Genomic DNA, 18276 nt, shown 5'->3' with positions numbered 1-18276 from the left:
AGCAGCAAGTAGATAAATTCTTTATCGAACGGGATGAAAATATAACGCGGCGTGGTACCGCAGGTAAAGATGTGCTTGCAGCCAATTCTTTACTGCCGCCGCAAGCGTAAAAGCCGTGTCTGCCGCACTTCAAACATCAATTTTTGTACTTTTTTCTCCATCATTTTGTTTCATGTTGCGCTTTGCTGTTCAGCAATTTGGCAACATCCACCACAGCAAAGCGCTTTGCCGAAAAGCATTATTGCCAAAAACATTTTCTTATATTTCCGACAAATAATGCGCATCGCGCGCGGCTTTGGCGCGGCTGAATATCCGCTCGATTGCCTCGCCATCGCCTGCCGCCAAGAGTTGCTCGAATTGCTGCAAGCGTTGGCGGTATTGCTGCAATAAGGCGGCGATTTCCTGCAGATTGTGCAGGCAGATATCGCGCCACATCACGGGACTGCTGGAAGCGATGCGGGTAAAATCGCGAAAACCGCCCGCCGCATAGGAAAAAATCGCCTCATGCTGCAAATCCTGATCGAGCATATCGACCAACAGATACGCCAGAACATGCGGCAAATGGCTGGTCGCGCCCAAAATCGCATCATGTTCCGCCACCGACATTTGGCTAATCAAAGCCCCTGCGCTATGCCATAAACGGCTGACCACGCCCAAAGCGCGGTCGTCCGTCTGCGCCAAGGTCGTTAAAATCACTTTGCGGCGCAGAAACAAATCGCCGCTTGCCGCCGCAACGCCGCTTTTTTCCCGTCCGGCAATCGGGTGTGCCGGCACGAAAAAGGGCGGCACAGTGCCGAATGCCTGTTCCACCGCGCTCAAGACAGAAGCCTTGGTGCTGCCCACATCGGTCATCACGACGGTTTCTTTCAGCGGCAATGCCGCCAATTGCTTACAGACGGCAAATAAAGCATCGACCGGCGTTGCCAAGACAATCACATCCGCCGCCGCCAAATCCGTCCACTGCGCCGGCGCATCAATCACGCCCAAATTCTGCGCCGCCACCAAGGCTCGCGCATCATTATCCAGAGCGATAATCCGCTCCGCCGCCTGCGCCTGACGCAATGCCAAAGCCAATGAACCGCCGATTAAGCCGATACCGATAAAGGCGACCGTGCCTAAATTACCATTATTGCTCATCTTTTTTCTCTTCTGACGATATACTGACTCTGCCGTTTTCTACTTTGGCGCGATGCATTTTTTCAAGCAATTCGTTTAAATCCGCAAAGCCGTAGGCGGCAATATCCAGACGCGGCTGAAGATATTTTTCCATGACTTTAATACTTGCACTACCATTTTTATCTTTGAATTTTTGATGTGCTTCATTAACTTTAAGAACAATTTCTGACCACGGTATTTTGCGGCAAAACATACGACTATTTCCATCGAGCCGAAATTCCAATCCGCCTAACGCTTTAAGCATACTAGATAGCTTTGAATAACCATAACTGCGCGGATCAAAATCAGGATTGGTTTGGCTTAAATAACTGCCGATTTGTCCAACAAATGCCCAACCCGTTTCCTCATCAATATTATCTTTGACAGCTTTACGTAATAAATTTTCCAGTGCTCCAGAAATATTTTGGCGATGCATAGGCATTGTTGATTTTACTTGAGCTTCATTATTCCTAGAATTTTTCTCTGTTTCTGTTGATTGCAAAGCTTCATCAAGCAATTCCAAATTTTCTACGTAAATAAATTTATCGCAGGCACTACGGAAAGCCTCAGGCGTATTTTTTTTGCCAAAGCCGTAAACCGTTAAACCGGAAGCACGAATACGAGAAGCCAAAGGCGTAAAATCGCTGTCGCTGGAAATCAGACAAAAACCATCAAAAGTGCCGCTATAAAGCAAATCCATTGCATCAATAATTAAACCCATATCAGTCGCATCTTTACCTTTGGTATAAGCAAATTGCTGAATGGGGACAAGCGCATATTTCAATAAAATTTTCTGCCACGCTGATAAACTTTGACTACTCCAGTCGCCGTAAATGCGTTTCACACTTGCAATGCCGTATTTGGCAATTTCCGCGAACATCTCCGCCGCTACCGCCGCCGAAGCATTATCCGCATCAATCAATACCGCCAATTTCTTTTGTCTGTCCATTTACCCCGCCTTCGGATAACTGCCCAAAATCCGAAACAGACTCGCCTGATCGCGGATTTCGGCAAACAATGCCTGCATCTCGGGCGCATTCTGATGCCCTTCCAAATCGATGAAAAACACATATTCCCACATGCCCTGCTTGCTAGGGCGGGATTCGATGCGCGTCATATTGACATTGTGCCGCCCAATCGGCTCGAGCAGTTTATACAGCAGACCGGGGCGGTTATGCGAAGAAACCAAAATTGAGGTTTTATCATTGCCGCTGCTCTCGATAAATTGCCGCCCGATGACCAAAAAGCGCGTGGTATTGCTGCTATTGTCTTCAATATGGGTATAGCGGACAGGCAATTCATACAATTCCGCCGCCATTTTTCCTGCAATCGCCGCGCTATGGCGCTCTTTTGCCGCACGTTTCGCCGCCTCCGCATTGCTGCCCACCATCACGGTTTCCACATTCGGCAGATTCTCCGCCAGCCATACGCGGCATTGCGCCAAAGATTGGCTGTGGGAATACACCACTTTCACCGCCTCCAAATGCTCCTCATGCGTGAGCAGATTCTGCTCGATGCGCAGCAGCACCTCCCCACAGATATTGAGCGGCGAAAGCGCCAGCGTGTCTAAGGTATGGGTTACCATGCCTTCGGTAGAATTTTCCACCGGCACCACGCCGTATTGGCAATCGCCCGTCTCCACCGCCTTAAACACTTCCTCAATGCTGCGCTTGGCATTGGTCGTCACGGAATGCCCGAATTGTTTTAAAGCCGCCGCTTGGGTGAAAGTGCCTTCCGGCCCAAGATAGGCAATATTTAGCGGCAATTCCAAAGCCAAACACGCCGACATAATCTCGCGGAACAGGCGCGCCACCTCCGCATCGGGCAAAGGCCCCTGATTCAAAGCTTGCAAACGATTGAGCACCTGCCGCTCGCGCTCGGGGCGGTAAAAGACAATATTATCGCCCTCTTCGGCTTTTTTTACCTCGCCCACCGCCTGCGCGCATTGGGCGCGTTGCGATAATTTGGCAAGAATCTCTTGGTCTAGCGCATCAATCTGCGCCCGTAGTTCTGCTAAGGTTTTCATTGGCTCTCCATGGATGGTGGAAAAGGGCATCTTAGCGCATTCGCCGCAATAAAGCAGGGTTTATCGCGCGGCAATTTCTATTCTGAAACGCACAAATTTTTATCAAAGCGCTTGCGAAAAATCCTGCGGCGGTTTATATTTTTTACATATGTTTAAGACTACTCTTTTACATATGTAAAAATCAACCCTAAGCACACGTTTTATCTGGAGAAAATTATGAGCAAAAGCAAATTTATCGACCACACCCTGCTGGCAGCCAAAGCCACTCAAGCCCAAATCGAGCAATTATGCCAAGAAGCCCTGCAACATGATTTTTGTTCCGTCTGCGTCAATCCCTTTTGGGTCAGCTTTGCCAAACAATGCCTGCAAGGCAGCGATGTGAAAGTCTGCACGGTCATCGGCTTTCCTTTGGGCGCGAACACCAGCAGCCTCAAAGCCTTTGAAACGGAAGAAGCCGTCAAAAACGGCGCGGACGAAGTCGATATGGTCATGAATATCGGCTTGGCAAAAGCCGGCGATTGGGCGGGCGTAGAAGCGGATATGAAAGCCGTCGTGCAAGCCGCCAAAGGCGCATTGGTAAAAGTCATTTTAGAAACCTGCCTGCTCAGCGAAGAAGAAATCCGTCTCGCCTGCCAAGCGGCAGTGGCGGCGAAAGTCGATTTCGTCAAAACCTCCACAGGCTTTTCCAGCGGCGGCGCCACTGTCGAAGCAGTGAAATTGATGCGTGAATGCGTGGGCGCGGACATCGGCGTTAAAGCCTCCGGCGGCATTCGCAGCGCAGAAGATTTCGCGGCAATGGTTGCAGCGGGCGCAAACCGCATCGGCGCATCTGCCGGCGTCGCATTATTAGGCGGAGAAGGAGGAACAGGTCATGATTATTAGAGCTAATGTTGAGCAATTGCCGGACGGCTATCTCAATCGCACCCCATTGTTTCAATATATTTTATTATCAATTTGTTTTCCGATGTGGGGTATTGCCGCGAGTTTGAACGATATTTTGATTACGCAGTTCAAATCGATTTTTACCCTATCGGATTTTGCTTCCGCTTTTGTGCAAAGCGCTTTTTACGGCGGATATTTCTTGCTCGCCATTCCCGCCAGTCGGGTAATTCGCAAATGGAGCTATAAACTCAGCATTTTAATCGGCTTAAGTTGCTATATCGGCGGTTGCATGCTCTTTTTCCCCGCCTCGCATATGGCGACTTATTCCGTTTTCTTAGCGGCTTTATTTGCCATCGCGGTGGGCTTGTCTTTCTTGGAAACCTCTTGCAACACCTACTCTTCCATGATCGGCCCCAAAGAAAAAGCCACTTTGCGCCTCAATATCTCGCAAACCTTCTATCCCATCGGCTCTATCTGCGGCATTTTGCTCGGCAAATATCTGATCTTCACTGACGGCGATGCCCTGCACAAACAAATGGAGGCTTTAGAAGGCGAGGCGCAGCGCCAATTTGCCGCCGAGATGTTGCAACGCACTTTGCAGCCTTATCAATTTATCATCATGGTCTTGCTGCTGTTGTTGGTGGTGGTGGCGATTACGCAGTTTCCGCGTTGCAAACCCTTGGATCATGAAGCGCATGAATCCAAAGCCAGCATCAGCGAAACCTTAAGCTATCTCGCCGGCAACCGCCGCTTTAAACGCGGCATTCTGACGCAATTCCTTTATGTGGGCATGCAGACGGCGGTATGGTCCTTTACCATTCGATTGGCATTGCAAATCGACAGCAGCCTGAATGAACGTGTGGCGTCCAATTATATGGTGTGGGCTTTTGTCGGCTTTTTCCTCGGCAAATTCCTCGCCAATATTCTGATGACCAAATTCAACGAAGACAAAGTCTTAATGAGCTATTCTCTCTTAGGTTCTTTGGCTTTGCTCTATGTGATTTGCGTGCCTAATATGAGCGCCGTATGGGCAGCGATTTTTGTCTCCGCTATGTTCGGACCTTGCTGGGCAACCATTTACGCCCGCTCTTTGGATGCCATCAGCGACAAACGCCATACGGAAACCGGCGGCGCGGTTATCGTGATGTCGATTATCGGCGGTGCGGTCGTGCCGGTGGTTCAAGGTTTTGTTTCCGACAGCTTAGGCTCAATGCAATTGGCATTTGCCGTATCTTTGCTGTGTTTTATCGCGGTAGGGCTATATTTTTACCAAGAATACCGCCTCAGCCGTTCTGCTTTGAATTAAAAGGAGTGAATCATGTATCGTTTGCACCTGTATCCGGAACTCTTCAAAACACAAGAACAAATCATTGTGCAATCGGAAAAATTTTCTGTCAGCACAAAACGTTACCCGCAAGACATTGCCAGCTTAACCATTCGCAATTCACGCGGCCACATCGAAATCCTGCCCTTTATGGGACAAATGATTTGGGATGCGGTCTTTGACGGACATTCTCTGCGCATGGGCAATATGTTTGATAAACCGCAGCACGCTCAGGAAATCGTCGATACTTACGGCTGTTTCGCCTTCCATTCCGGCTTGTTAAGCGGCGGCTGCCCTGCCCCCGAAGACAGCCATCCGCTGCATGGAGAATTTCCTTGCGCGACAATGGACTGCGCCTATTTATGTATCGACGGCGAGCGCATCGAGCTTGTCAGCGAATATGAATATGTACGCGGTTTCGGACACCACTATCGCGCCAGTCCCTCCGTCAGTCTTGCCGCCGACTGCGCGCGCTTTGACATCAATATGCAGGTAGAAAACCTCTCTGCCTATCAAAAAATGCCTCTGATTTATATGTGCCATATGAACTACGCCTATATCGATAAGGCCGTCATGCGACAAAACATTCCCGACACCGCCCTGCAATTGCGCCGCAGCATTCCGGCGCACGTGCATCCGACCCCTGAATGGCAAGCCTTCAACGAAGCCATTTTGCAAGGCGGCATTGATGCCAATGTGCTGGACAAAACGCAATGCTACGATCCGGAAATCGTCTATTTCGCCGACAATCTGCCGCAATACGGCGAGATGATGGAATTTGAATTGCAGCATCCCGACAATGGCGCTGCCTTTAGCACGCGCTTTTCCAGCCGGGAATTCCCACACGCCACACGCTGGATTTTGCACAATCCTGACCAAAAAGTCGCGGCATTTGTGCTACCTGCAACGGCACGACCTGAAGGCTACAAAGCCGCTGAAGCGGCAGGCACCTTGCAATGGTTAGCCGCAGGCGAAAGCCGCCGCTTCACCGTCAATACTGGAATTAAGGAGTAAAAGAATGGATATTGCTGTTATTGGTTCAAATATGGTGGATTTGATTTCCTACATCACCCGTATGCCAGCGGAAGGGGAAACCATTGAAGCCCCTGATTTTAAAATGGGCTGCGGTGGGAAAGGCGCCAATCAGGCTATTGCCGCCGCCAAATTAGGCGCGAAAGTCTTGATGCTGACCCGCGTCGGCAATGACGTTTTTGCCGACAATACCATTGAAAATTTTCGCAAACACGGCATCGACAGCCGCTATATCTTAAAAAGCGAAGCCTCCAGCGGTGTGGCACCTATTTTTGTCGACCCTGAATCGCATAATTCCATCATTATCGTCAAAGGGGCGAATAATTTATTAAGCCCTGCCGATATTGAAGCGGCGAAACAAGACATTCTCAAATGCAAACTGATTGTTTTGCAATTAGAAATCCCCACAGAAACGGTGTATTACGCCATTGAATTCGGCAAACAGCATAATATTCCTGTGCTGCTTAATCCTGCGCCTGCACAACCCGATTTGGTGCTAGAAAAAGTGAAAAGCTGCGAATTTATTGTGCCGAATGAAACCGAACTTTCTTTGCTCACAGGCATGCCAGTCGATAATGAAGACGACATTAAAAACGCCGCTCATGCCTTGCAACAGGCAGGGGTGAAAAACGTCATTGTTACCTTAGGTTCAAAAGGCGCTTTATGGTTGAATGAACAAGGTCAAGAACGGCGCTTTGCCGCCGTCACGGTCAAAGCGCAGGACAGCACCGGCGCAGGCGACGCCTTTATCGGCTGCTTTTCCCATGTTTATGTGAAAACGGGCGATATTGCGCAAGCCATCGAAGCCGCCAACCACTATGCTGCGGACTCCGTCACCCGCCTAGGCACGCAAAGCTCCTACCACGAGCGCGCCGCCTTTGTTGCCGACTATCCCGCATTAGCCACCATCGTCTGAGCATGGCTAAAGAGCATTCTCTCAGCAAACGCGACATCCAATCCTTGGATGTCGCCAAACTCTACTACCAAAGCGGCAAATCGCAGCAGGAGATTGCCGCCATTATGGGGCTGTCGCGCCCCACCATCGCCAAACTCCTGCAACATGCGCAAGACCTCGGCTTCGTGCAAATCCGCATCTGCGACCCGCGCGAACACACGGACGAACTCGCCGAACGCCTTCAAGAACGCTACCGATTAGACGAAGTCTGCCTAATTCCCAGCCCGCCGGAACACGACCTCGACCGCCTGCGCCAAGAACTCGGCAAAGCCGCCGCCCGCATGCTGGAAAAACTGGTGCGCGACGGCGACTGCATCGGCATTGAATGGAGCAACACCATACAAGCCATGGCAAAAGCCCTCGTCAGACAAAACCGCAAACAGGTCAAAGTCGTGCAACTGCGCGGCAGCGACACCCAAATGCAGCAAAACCTCAACGAAGCCCAAAGCATCCACCACATCTGCCAAGCCTTTCAAGCCGAAGGCGAAACCCTCAATCTGCCCTGCGTATTCGACCAATTGCACACCAAAAACCTGATGGAAAAAGAAAACCCGATCCGCCGTGTGCTGGAAAGCGGCAAACAATGCCGCATCGCCGTCTTTACCGTCGGCGCCGCCGAAGCCGACAGTCCCCTCTTCAGCTCGGGACTCTTCAGCGATACGGAAATCGCCCACCTGATGCAACATGCCGTCGGCAGCATCTGCGCCCGCTTTGTCAATCGCGAAGGACAAATCTGTCTCCCCGACCTCAATAACCGCACCATCGGCATCCGACTGCCCGACCTACGCCACAAAGAAGAACGCCTGCTCATTGCCGGCGGCAGCCACAAAGCCGCCGCCATACACACCACCCTCAAATACGGCTACGCCAACCGACTGGTCAGCGACGAACACACCGCCCGCCACATCATGCAGCACAACTAATCCGCAGGCATTGCACTATAATGCCGTCCCCACATTTGACAGGTTCATTTATGCCAACTTTCCTACCATACCGAGGCGCCGTCATACTGCTGACGATACTGCTCGGCTGTTTCCGAAGCCTGATTGCGCAACCGCCTCAAGCACTCATCATTGATGAAGCCGAGCGTATATGGCAGGTCGCCATTGCCGCCGACACCCCCTCCCGCAACCGCGGTCTGATGCACCGCCCTTGGCTGGCGCCTTGGCAAGGTATGCTCTTTCTGTTTCCGCGACCTAATGACACCTCATTTTGGATGAAAAACACCATTACCGCGCTCGACATCCGCTTTTACGATGCTCAAGGCGTCTTGCTCGTCCGCTATCCCCATGCCCAACCCTGCCTGCATCAGCCCTGTCCCACCTATCCCTCTTTCGGCAAAGCGCTGTATGTATTAGAAACCCGCAGTAACAGCTGGATCGGCGGGCACATCCGCATTCTCTCTCTGCCCGAACATCTCAAGCCGCGCTAAAAAGCGCCTTTGCCTCATACGCCGGCATTCTTATACAATGCCGCGCTTATCCCTTCAGCGTTTTTAAGGACTGTCATGAGCGACCACACCCCGATGATGCAGCAATATCTTGGCATTAAAAAAGACTTTCCGCATACCCTGCTGCTTTATCGCATGGGCGATTTTTACGAACTGTTTTACGAAGACGCCAAAGAAGCCAGCCGCCTGCTCGGCATCACGCTGACCGCACGCGGCAAAAGCGGCGGCGAACCGATTCCCATGGCGGGCGTGCCGGTGCATGCCTTGGAAAACTATCTCGCCAAATTGGTCAAACTCGGCGTATCGGCGGTGATTTGCGAGCAAATCGGCGACCCTGCGCAGAGCAATGGGCCGGTAGAACGCGCCGTAACCCGCATCATTACCCCCGGCACTTTAACCGACGAAGCTCTGTTGGACGACAGTCGCGACAATACCCTGCTTGCCATCGTTCAAGAGCCTAAAAGCGGTGCTTATTACTATGCCGCCGCCGATATTACGCGCGGCGATTTTTACCTCAGCGACACACTGGACGAAGCCGCGCTGTTGAGCGAACTGGAACGTCTGCGCCCTGCGGAAATCCTGATTGAAGAACGCAGCCGCCTGCCGCAGCAGGCGCATTTGGCGCGCCTGCAACGCCAGCCCGACTGGTATTTTGACGCCGACAGCGCCCTGCGTCTTATGCTCGCGCATTATCAGCTGCAAAATCTGGACGGCTTCGGTTTACAGGCGAGCGACCCCGCCCTGCCTGCCGCCGGTTGTCTGCTGCAATATTTGCACGACACCCACAAACAAAGCCTGCCGCCGCTCAATCCGCCACAAAAACAGCAAGACCGCCGCCATATCCTGATTGATGCCACCACCAGACGCAATCTGGAAATCGAATACACCTTAAGCGGCGACAGCAAACGCAGCCTTATCGGCGTACTCAACCGCTGCCAAAGCGCCGCCGGCATCCGCACCTTCAAACGCTGGCTGAATCAGCCCTTAACCGAACGCGCACCGCTTATCGCCCGCCACGACGCCGTCGAAGCCCTGATGCAGCAATCACGCGAAAACCTGCGCAAACAACTCAAACACAGCGCCGACATCGAACGCATCACCACGCGTATCGCCATGGGCAGTGCAAGACCGCGCGAACTCGCCCATCTGCGCGACACCCTCCTGCAACTGCCTGCCATCGCCGAGCACATCCAGCCTGCCCTAAGCAGCAGCGCCCTATTGCAAGCCCATCATCAGCAACTGCTGCAACACGCAGACAGCGCCGCAAAACTGCAACAGGCATTGGTCGAAACACCGCCGCTGACGCTTAAAGACGGCGGCATCTTCGCCCCCGGCTTCAGTGCCGAATTAGACGAACTCAATCATCTCACCACCCACAGCGAAAGCATTTTGGCGGACATGGAAATCGCCGAACGGGAAAAAAGCGGCATCAACACGCTCAAACTCGGTTTTAACCGCGTCCACGGCTTTTACATCGACATTCCGCGCAGCCAAGCCGCCCTTGCTCCCGCCCACTGGATTCGCCGCCAAACCCTGAAAAACAGCGAACGCTACATCACAGACGAACTCAAAACCTTGGAAGACCGCGTCTTAAACGCCCGCGAACAAGCCCTGCAATTGGAAAAAACCCTATACGCCGCCCTGCTTGCCGAACTCGACCGACAACGTGAAGCGCACTACCGCCTCGCCCAAGCCCTAGCCGAAATCGACTGCCTCGGCGGCTTTGCCGAAATTGCCGCCGAACAACACTATTGCCGTCCGGAATTTGTCGAAGAAGCCGCCCTAACGATTAAAGCAGGACGACATCCCGTGGTGGAAATCCTCAGCGACGCGCCCTTTATCGCCAATGACACCGCGCTCAACGCACGCCGCCAATTACTCATGCTGACCGGTCCTAACATGGGCGGTAAAAGCACCTACATGCGCCAAACCGCACTGATTACGCTGCTTGCCTGCGCAGGTGCATTCGTTCCGGCGCAATCCGCCGTCATCGGACGCATCGAACGCATCTTCAGCCGCATCGGCGCCAGCGACGATTTGGCCGGCGGACGTTCCACCTTCATGGTCGAAATGAGCGAAACCGCCAATATCCTCAACAATGCCGATGCCTACAGTCTCGTCATCATGGACGAAATCGGGCGCGGCACCGGCACATTCGACGGACTCTCGCTGGCATGGGCAAGCGCCCTGCATCTTGCCTGCCACAATCACGCCCTCTGCCTCTTTGCCACCCACTATTTCGAGCTCACCGCATTAGCCGAAGAACACCGCAACATCCACAACATCCACCTCAGCGCGATTGAAGAACAAGACAACATCGCCTTTTTACATCAAGTGCAAAACGGCGCGGCAAGCAAAAGCTACGGCATACAAGTGGCACGGCTGGCGGGCGTACCCAGCAGCGTTTTGCACCAAGCGCGCAGCAAACTCAGACAATTGGAAGGCGAGCGCGAACGCGCCAAGCGCAGCTTAATGCAGGGACAACTCTTTAGCAGCCCTGAAACGCCCGAACCTGCCGAAATCCCCGAAGCCGTACAATGCGTCATCGACAAACTGCAAGCCACCAACCCCGACAACCTCAGCCCCAAAGCCGCCCACGAACTGCTCTACCTCCTGCGTGAATATTTGGCAAACAGCAATCAAATCCGCTTGCCTTAGCAAAACAATCTGCTAAGCTAAGCGCGAGTTATTGTTTTTCTCAAGAGCACAGACATTGAGAAACATTTTCGCCGCTTGCGGCATTTTTTATTAAGGAAAACCAATGAAAAAAACCCTACTTTGCGCCGCGCTCATCGCCGCCCTCAGCGCCTGCGACAACAGCAGCAAAAACGACAGTAACAACAGCGGCAGCAACACGCCTGCCGTACAGCAAGAACAAAAAGCCGCCGTTAAAGCCTTAACCGGCGCCGCCCAAGCCGAAGCCGCAGAAAGCCGCTTCAAAGACCTCAATGCCCGCACTAATCAAATACTGGCAACCAACCTCGGTAAAGCCAACCCTGTCTTCAAAAGCTTGAAAAGCGAATTTCTCAACTACCAACGCGGCGAACAAAGCTCCAGCGCCGACTCAAGCATCACGATTGAATTCGGCGATGCCATCATTGCGGAAGAAGAAAGCCTGAGCACGCCGATAACAATTAGCGCTAAAAACAGCATCGACCACTCGGATGCGCTCGCCGAGCAAGGCATTGTGGCGAAAATCACCAGCACATTCATTGTGGATGACGCCTTAAAAGCCCGCCTCGAACTCGGCGATGAAGAAAGTGCACGTATAGCAAAAATCCTAGACTATCTGGAACTCGATACCGTTTTATTTGCCGACAATAAAGTCGAACAAAAAATCGGCATCAAGCCGGTTGAGCTTGTGAAAGACGGCAAAGAATTCCATTATGAAGGTCTGAACTACACCATCACCTTCCTGCAGGAAGATTTGAAAGACAATCCTGTTTACCCTGCGGACATCCAACTGCAATCCGGCGTATTGCGCTTTGTAGAAAACGGCGTCGAGCAGATTAAACTGGAGCCGATTAGCGGCAGCGGCAACATCAGCGCCAACGGCGATATGAACTTCAAAAGCGGCGCCATTCATTTTACGGCACCTGACGGCGTCACGCTGCACATCGGCAATACGGAAATACTCGGCGAAAAACTCAGCTTCGACCCGCAATTCTCCCAATATCTCGGCAAAATCGACTATCGTTTGAACGACATCAAAATCACCTCCGACGAGACGCACACTTTTGAATTCAAACAGGCTTATCTCGGCACCAATACCGTGAAAAACAGCGATTTGTACAATGTGCAAATCCGCACCGGCATTGAACCGATTACCGATTTCCTGAAAGACCTCGCCGGTATCTCAGGCGTGAAAATCAATAAAAGCACCCTGACGATGGACTTCAACAACATCAGCGCCGATGCCTTAGAGAAACTGCAAGCCGCCGGCTATGACGACAGCATCATTAACGAAGCCTTCCTGCAAAGCCTGATAGACAATGCCGCGCAAAACAAAACCGAACTGCACCTCAATGCCGCCGTGGAGACGGAAGCCGGCACAGCAACCGTGAAAATCGACATCAAAGCCGTTGCCGCTGCCGCCGATAACGGTGGTCATAAAAACCGCAGCAGCATGAGCGACGAAGCATTTTTGCAACATTTCGACATCGAAGCCCTTGTACGCGTGCCTGAAACCATTCCGCAAGCCACCGGCATGGCAGCAATGATGGAAGCACAAGTCGGAGACTTCGTGAAAAAAGAAGACGGACATTATGTGCTGGACTTTAGCCTCAAAAACGGCAAAGCCATGCTTAATGGACAGGCACTTCCGCTGTAATCGGAAAATTCTGGTCAAACAAAAAACGGGCAATACGCCCGTTTTTTTATGCCCTCTTAATTGCTGAGTTTTATTCAGACTTATCTGTCGGCTCTGCAATCACGCCGCAATATTTGCGTGCACCGCCGCCGCCTAAAGGCTCAGGATGATCGCTGTAATTATCGCCGCCGGCATAAATCATCAAAGAATGTCCGTATAAATCCGCAATATCCTCAATGCGCGGCGCAAGCACAGGCTGCGCCTTGCCCTCGGCATCCACCGCCAAAGCCGGCAAATCGCCCAAATGTCCGCCATTATTCCAAGGGCCTAAATGCGCGCCGGTATTTTGGGGGTCCCAATGGCCGCCGGCAGCCAAACCCGCCACCATCTTGCCGTCTTTCTCCGCCGCTTCGCAACTAGGATTTTCATGCACATGGAAACCGTAAATCCCCTGCGGCAGCCCTTCAATCTCGGCATGGAAAAGTGCGCCGTAACTGTTGTAGCTGATGCGCACTTCGCCGACGATCTTATTGCCGTTTTCCACGTCCAATAAAGCCATCGGCACGATAATATCTTCGCGCAGCATGGCAGTAGGCATGACGCTTTCCGCCTGCGCCGCCAATCCCGCCAATAATGCACCTGTTAAAACACATTTTTTCATCGCTGTCCTCCTATTTGAAATGAGCCGCCATTCTACCGCCTTATGCCGCCGTGCGACAATCTAAGACAGCATCACGCAGACCACCGAACAATCGTCAAAATGCGGATTCAATCTGCTGTTTCTTACCGCTAGACGCAATGCCTCCAGTTTATCCAACAGCGTCTCATGCTCCTGCCAGAGAAGCGGCAAATCTGCTGCCGAAATACCGTCTGTCAAACCGTCGCTACACAGGAAGAATCTCATTCTGACGTTGAGGTACGATAGAATTAAGGTCTTTTTTTTCGAGTAATGCCGACACGTTTTAATGCTATGGCAATAGCTCTGTCGCTACAGTTAAAGCGTCTTGCCCGTTCATAGCAATAGTCATCAGGATAAGCTTGGACGTCAGCCATTAAAGCTTCATTATCGGTTTTTGCCGGTTTGCGTTCGTACTTCTTGCGTTCTATGCTTTTTTTCCAACGTTGAATGCTTGTTGCGCTGAGTCGATATTCTTCAACAAGCTTTCTGTAGCTATGACCTGATGCCAGCTTATCTAATATCATTTGTCTGTAATCTTTTGAGTATGCCATAAGTTTTAGTGTAACCTTTTTTGGATTCCTTGACTATAATCCACACAATAGTAAAGCTTGATATTTTTAGGCGTGCAATTTTGTCATGAATTGACAATAATACAAGACGGCGAGCCGCAGACAATACAAAGCGTACTGCAAAACGAGCCAAGTCCGTCATACTTTTTCAATTCTTCGACTATAGAGAGTACGGTAAAGTGAATCAAAACTGTGATTCTTTTTGAACTCTTGGACTATATCATAAGCAAATACATGATTATCTCGCCTATAAAAATCCGCCTACTTAGAGGCGGATTATTTTTTAAGCTTTTAATAGATTTATATAATATTAATACCTGTTTGAATATCCAAAATATTACCATCTGCATTATTTGAGTAAGCATGGTAATTTGCGATATTTTCTCCGGAATTATCTTTAAACTCAGCTAAAGCAAACGCATCATTGCCTTTATTCAACAATGCCGTATAAGATATGGCATTCATATCATCTGCTTCAGCTGATAAATCCTTATCGCTCATCTCTGCCAAATCAATCATTTTTGCTTTATCTATATTAACCGAATTAGCTGCTAAGGCTTTATCTGAGGTCAAACGGCTAAATGAAGTTTCATTACCTATAAGGGTTTCGCCGTTTAACGCTTTTGCACCAAGCAAAATAGTATCAACAGCCTTGTCGTATGTATTTAAGCTCATTGCGTTGTGATTTTTTGAATTAGAGTCAATCGGTGAGCCGCCAAGGATATTGCCTTCAAAACTGGTCATATGCTGTTTATTGCCCATATCAATAGCAGCATTATCAAAATTTTCGCCGATACTTAGCGCATCATCTTCTAGAGCATTATTTTTATCGGCGCTATATGACAGATAAACGGCTTTCCCAGATAAACGATTTCCCATACCGGGGTCGCTTAAGCTAGAAGGGCCATAATCAGTCATGGATTTATCAACCCCAATTCTGACATATGACCCCATGCCTGAAATATCATCAACAGTCACTTCAGCAATTATCGTATTGATTTCTCCTTTCTCATGCGGAGTAAATTCAACTTTAAGCCCGTCTCTGAAATCTTCTTCGCTTAGTTGTTTTTCAAGTAAAACAGCACCACCATGATGTTTGACAACTATTTTATCTCCCACCTTATAATCATAGTCTGTCAACTTTTCAATATGCGAGAAACTGATCTTAGCAATAGCTTTGCCGTTCTCCAGATCTGTTGATCTAATCTTACCTTCCATACTCGTTTTATTCGTTTCGCCTATATCATCTTGAATAACGACAATAGGCAAACCGCTATTCTTCGGATCTAATGTTTGCGTGTAACGCACGGACTCACTTTGAGCATAGGTACTATTACCTTCTCTATCAGTAACTTCTACTTTAAAAACATATTTTGTATCAGCCTTTGAGGCTTCATATTGCACTTCAATAACATCTTTCTTTAAATCCTCAGAAGTTAAGCTTTTATTAAGAACAGGTCTATTTCTGCCATATTCATCTTTTCCCTTCCATGGATTGCCATTTTCATCAGTCAATTTAATCTTATCACTGACTGAATAACCGGCATTTTTCGGCAATCTAATTCTAATAGTCACTTTTCCATTTGTAACATCTGATTTTTCAATTAAGCCATCACCGCCATCCAGAATTTCAATTTTCGGCTTACCGACTTCATCAGGCTGACCGTCTCCTGTGCTATCGCCCGGCACATGAATATCCACGGTCGTCTTGGCTTCGCTTTTCAGTGATTCATTACCATCGGCATCAATTACTTTTACAGTAATCTTATTAATCATGCCTTCCTCAGCTTTACCTCTCAGCTCGAAAGGAATAGAAAATCCTTTCTCTACCTCTTCTTTAGTTAAAGCGCGATTGACAATTTCCGTAGTATCTCGTGTCACTATAATTGTTTGCCCGGCGGCATAACCTGCATTCTCAGGGAAGCTAATCTTCACCTGCGCTTGATCTTCAGTCCCTGACACTAAATGTTCTTTATGAATTCTTCCATCTTTGCTGTCTAGAATCTCTATCACTGGTTTGCCAGCTTCATCAGCCTGCCCATCTCCAGTACTGTCACCGACCACTCTAGTTGATGCGGTGGTCTCTTCACTGTCTTTAATACCATTATTGTTAGCATCATTGACCGCAGGAACAGTTACCGCTTCGACTGCATTTGCACGTCCTTGCAAGATGGCTTTATCTGCGCTATCCGCTAGAGCATCTATTGCTTTTTGTGCTTCCGCTTTAGCTGTTGCAACTTTAGCGTTCGCTGCTTCTACCGCCGCTTTTTCATTTGGATTAATCAGATTGTCGGTACTGACTTCAGTCAGTTTTGCTTGTGCTTCTTTTGCCGCTTGTTCGGCAGCAGCTACTGCTGTTTCTGCTGTTTGCAGCAGTTTTTCCGCCGCTTCTGCTGCGTCGTCTTTGCCGTTGCCGTCTTGGTCATTGACCGCAGGAACAGTTACTGTTTTGACTGCATTTGCACGTTCTTGCAAGGCGGTTTTCTCTGCGCTATCCGCTAGAAGATTTATCGCAGCTTGGGCTTTATCTTTGGCTTCTGTAACTTTGACATTCGCTGCTTCTACCGCCGCTTTTTCATTTGGATTAATCAGATTGTCGGCACTGACTTCAGTCAGTTTTGCTTGTGCTTCTTTTGCTGCTTGTTCGACGGCTAATACCGCTTCTTGCGCTGTTTGGATTTTTTCCGCTTCGCTTTCGTCCGCATCCTTAATGCCATTATCGTTAGCGTCATTGACCGCAGGCAAAGCGACAGGAGCAATTTTATTAATTTGTGCGCTCAAACTGTCTTTGCTGTCCGCACCGTTTATTGCATCATTTGGCAATTTACGCACCGCATCTGCCGCTATTTGCCTTGCATCGACAAGTGCCTTATTTGCATTTTCAATGGCTTGTCTTTCCGCCATTGTGATTAATCCGTCTGCCTGAGCATCTAAAAGCACTTTTTCTGCCGTATTTTGTGCCGCTTGCGCAGCTTGAACCGCCGCCTTAGCGGTGGCAATTTGTGTTTGTAGACTATCTGACACTGCATTATCATTGTCATTTTTATCTTTCACGGTAAGAGCAATGCCGCCAGCCAATAGTGGCGCGGCAATCCAAGCAGGATTAAAACTCGCAGCGACCATAGGATTTTGTATAGTTGTCAATTGCTGGGTTTTTGCCACTTGTTCTGCTAATAAGTTTACAGAATCATTAACCTGTCCGCTTTCCGGCGTAAACGGATAAAAATTGCCGTCTTCTAAGCGTCCGATGATAGCGCTCTCCGATGAATATACGGCAGGGTCGTAATAATCACGGATAATCAAATCAGGCTGAGACACATCGCTACCTTCAAATGTAATCAGCAAATCATTACCCGAACGCATGGTTACGATATGTTTTGGCGCCAAACCTGTCGTTTGATCCAACAATTCATATTGCATACCTTTTTGTGCCTGAACCACAGAAGCTGCAGCCACTTTTATTGTGATAGATAATGAATTGACTACTGATGAGCCCGTGCGAATATTGACAGTAATTGCCGCCATGATGATCTCCAATGTTCCCCGAGAAAATGAAAAAACGTCCGAAATTTAAGCAGAAAACCCGCTTTCAAATAAAGCATATCCTAGCCCAAAAATGAAAAACCTCCAAAAATAAAAGCAACTTAATCTACCGCATTATCCCCAAAAGACTAATCCATACAGACTGAAATCTTTGCAAAACCCCAAAGCATTTAGGTTGTTTTGGGGTTTTTAAGAAAAATGGCATTATGTGCGAGGGCGTTCAGAAATCTGTGTCAGTTCAATCAAAGGCTCATCACCTTATCTAAGCGCCCGGGGAAATGGATAGACAACTGCATCATAGTTTGTCCCCAATTGTTGATAGGTCTTGTCCATTTCTCACCGGCATTTAACA

15 protein-coding genes are annotated in these 18276 nt (G+C 49.5%); 8 read left to right on the top strand and 7 right to left on the bottom strand.

Features of this window, described 5'->3' with window-relative positions:
* Positions 1–258 precede the first annotated feature (258 nt).
* Genes ACJHVI_RS03500 through pheA form a run of 3 tightly spaced genes read right to left on the bottom strand, consistent with a single transcriptional unit; the run spans position 259 to position 3181 of the window.
* Positions 259–1137 (bottom strand): prephenate dehydrogenase, encoded by an 879-nt coding sequence (locus ACJHVI_RS03500; RefSeq protein WP_483183236.1) that lies wholly within the window; start codon positions 1135–1137, stop codon positions 259–261.
* Positions 1127–2104 (bottom strand): NYN domain-containing protein, encoded by a 978-nt coding sequence (locus tag ACJHVI_RS03495; RefSeq protein ID WP_483183235.1) that lies wholly within the window; start codon positions 2102–2104, stop codon positions 1127–1129. Before ACJHVI_RS03495 ends, ACJHVI_RS03500 begins: the two co-directional genes overlap by 11 nt.
* Positions 2105–3181 carry a prephenate dehydratase gene (pheA, locus tag ACJHVI_RS03490; RefSeq protein WP_115217907.1) on the bottom strand — a complete coding sequence of 359 codons (1077 nt, stop codon included), beginning with the start codon at positions 3179–3181 and terminating at the stop codon, positions 2105–2107.
* Between the two features lie 216 nt (positions 3182–3397).
* On the opposite strand from pheA, the gene deoC reads away from it, so the two are divergent.
* The 8 genes from deoC (at position 3398) to ACJHVI_RS03450 (ending at position 13154) form a co-directional block, all read left to right on the top strand.
* Positions 3398–4063 carry a deoxyribose-phosphate aldolase gene (gene deoC, locus ACJHVI_RS03485; RefSeq protein WP_483183234.1) on the top strand — a complete coding sequence of 222 codons (666 nt, stop codon included), beginning with the start codon at positions 3398–3400 and terminating at the stop codon, positions 4061–4063.
* Positions 4053–5369, top strand: coding sequence for an L-fucose:H+ symporter permease (gene fucP / locus ACJHVI_RS03480; RefSeq protein ID WP_483183233.1), 1317 nt, complete (start codon positions 4053–4055; stop codon positions 5367–5369). The genes deoC and fucP overlap by 11 nt, the downstream gene beginning before the upstream one ends.
* 12 nt (positions 5370–5381) lie before the next feature.
* On the top strand, positions 5382–6401 hold the full coding sequence (locus ACJHVI_RS03475; RefSeq protein ID WP_483183232.1) for an aldose 1-epimerase family protein: 1020 nt from the start codon (positions 5382–5384) through the stop codon (positions 6399–6401).
* Positions 6402–6405: 4 nt separating this feature from the next.
* Positions 6406–7335, top strand: a complete 930-nt coding sequence (rbsK, locus tag ACJHVI_RS03470) for a ribokinase (RefSeq protein WP_483183231.1) — start codon at positions 6406–6408, stop codon at positions 7333–7335.
* Between the two features lie 2 nt (positions 7336–7337).
* On the top strand, positions 7338–8297 hold the full coding sequence (locus ACJHVI_RS03465) for a sugar-binding transcriptional regulator (RefSeq protein WP_483183230.1): 960 nt from the start codon (positions 7338–7340) through the stop codon (positions 8295–8297).
* Positions 8298–8347: 50 nt separating this feature from the next.
* Positions 8348–8806, top strand: a complete 459-nt coding sequence (locus tag ACJHVI_RS03460) for a DUF192 domain-containing protein (protein WP_483183229.1) — start codon at positions 8348–8350, stop codon at positions 8804–8806.
* Positions 8807–8881: 75 nt separating this feature from the next.
* Positions 8882–11482, top strand: coding sequence for a DNA mismatch repair protein MutS (mutS, locus tag ACJHVI_RS03455; protein WP_483183228.1), 2601 nt, complete (start codon positions 8882–8884; stop codon positions 11480–11482).
* Positions 11483–11585: 103 nt separating this feature from the next.
* Complete coding sequence (locus ACJHVI_RS03450) at positions 11586–13154, top strand: DUF945 family protein (protein ID WP_483183227.1); 1569 nt, start codon at positions 11586–11588, stop codon at positions 13152–13154.
* A 70-nt stretch (positions 13155–13224) separates the two neighbouring features.
* Here the strand turns inward: ACJHVI_RS03450 and ACJHVI_RS03445 are convergent, their stop codons facing one another.
* From ACJHVI_RS03445 to ACJHVI_RS03430, 4 genes are all read right to left on the bottom strand, one after another.
* Positions 13225–13794 (bottom strand): superoxide dismutase family protein, encoded by a 570-nt coding sequence (locus tag ACJHVI_RS03445; RefSeq protein ID WP_483183226.1) that lies wholly within the window; start codon positions 13792–13794, stop codon positions 13225–13227.
* A gap of 60 nt (positions 13795–13854) precedes the next feature.
* A complete protein-coding gene (locus ACJHVI_RS03440; RefSeq protein ID WP_483183225.1) occupies positions 13855–14037 on the bottom strand; it encodes a hypothetical protein in 183 nt (60 codons plus the stop codon).
* Positions 14038–14060: 23 nt separating this feature from the next.
* Positions 14061–14363, bottom strand: coding sequence for an IS630 transposase-related protein (locus tag ACJHVI_RS03435; protein WP_483183224.1), 303 nt, complete (start codon positions 14361–14363; stop codon positions 14061–14063).
* Positions 14364–14681: 318 nt separating this feature from the next.
* A complete protein-coding gene (locus tag ACJHVI_RS03430; protein ID WP_483183223.1) occupies positions 14682–17906 on the bottom strand; it encodes a GA-like domain-containing protein in 3225 nt (1074 codons plus the stop codon).
* Between the last annotated feature and the right edge of the window lie 370 nt (positions 17907–18276).

The sequence above is a fragment of the Suttonella sp. genome, from assembly GCF_056855035.1.
This window is presented reverse-complemented; position numbering and strand designations above follow the sequence as displayed.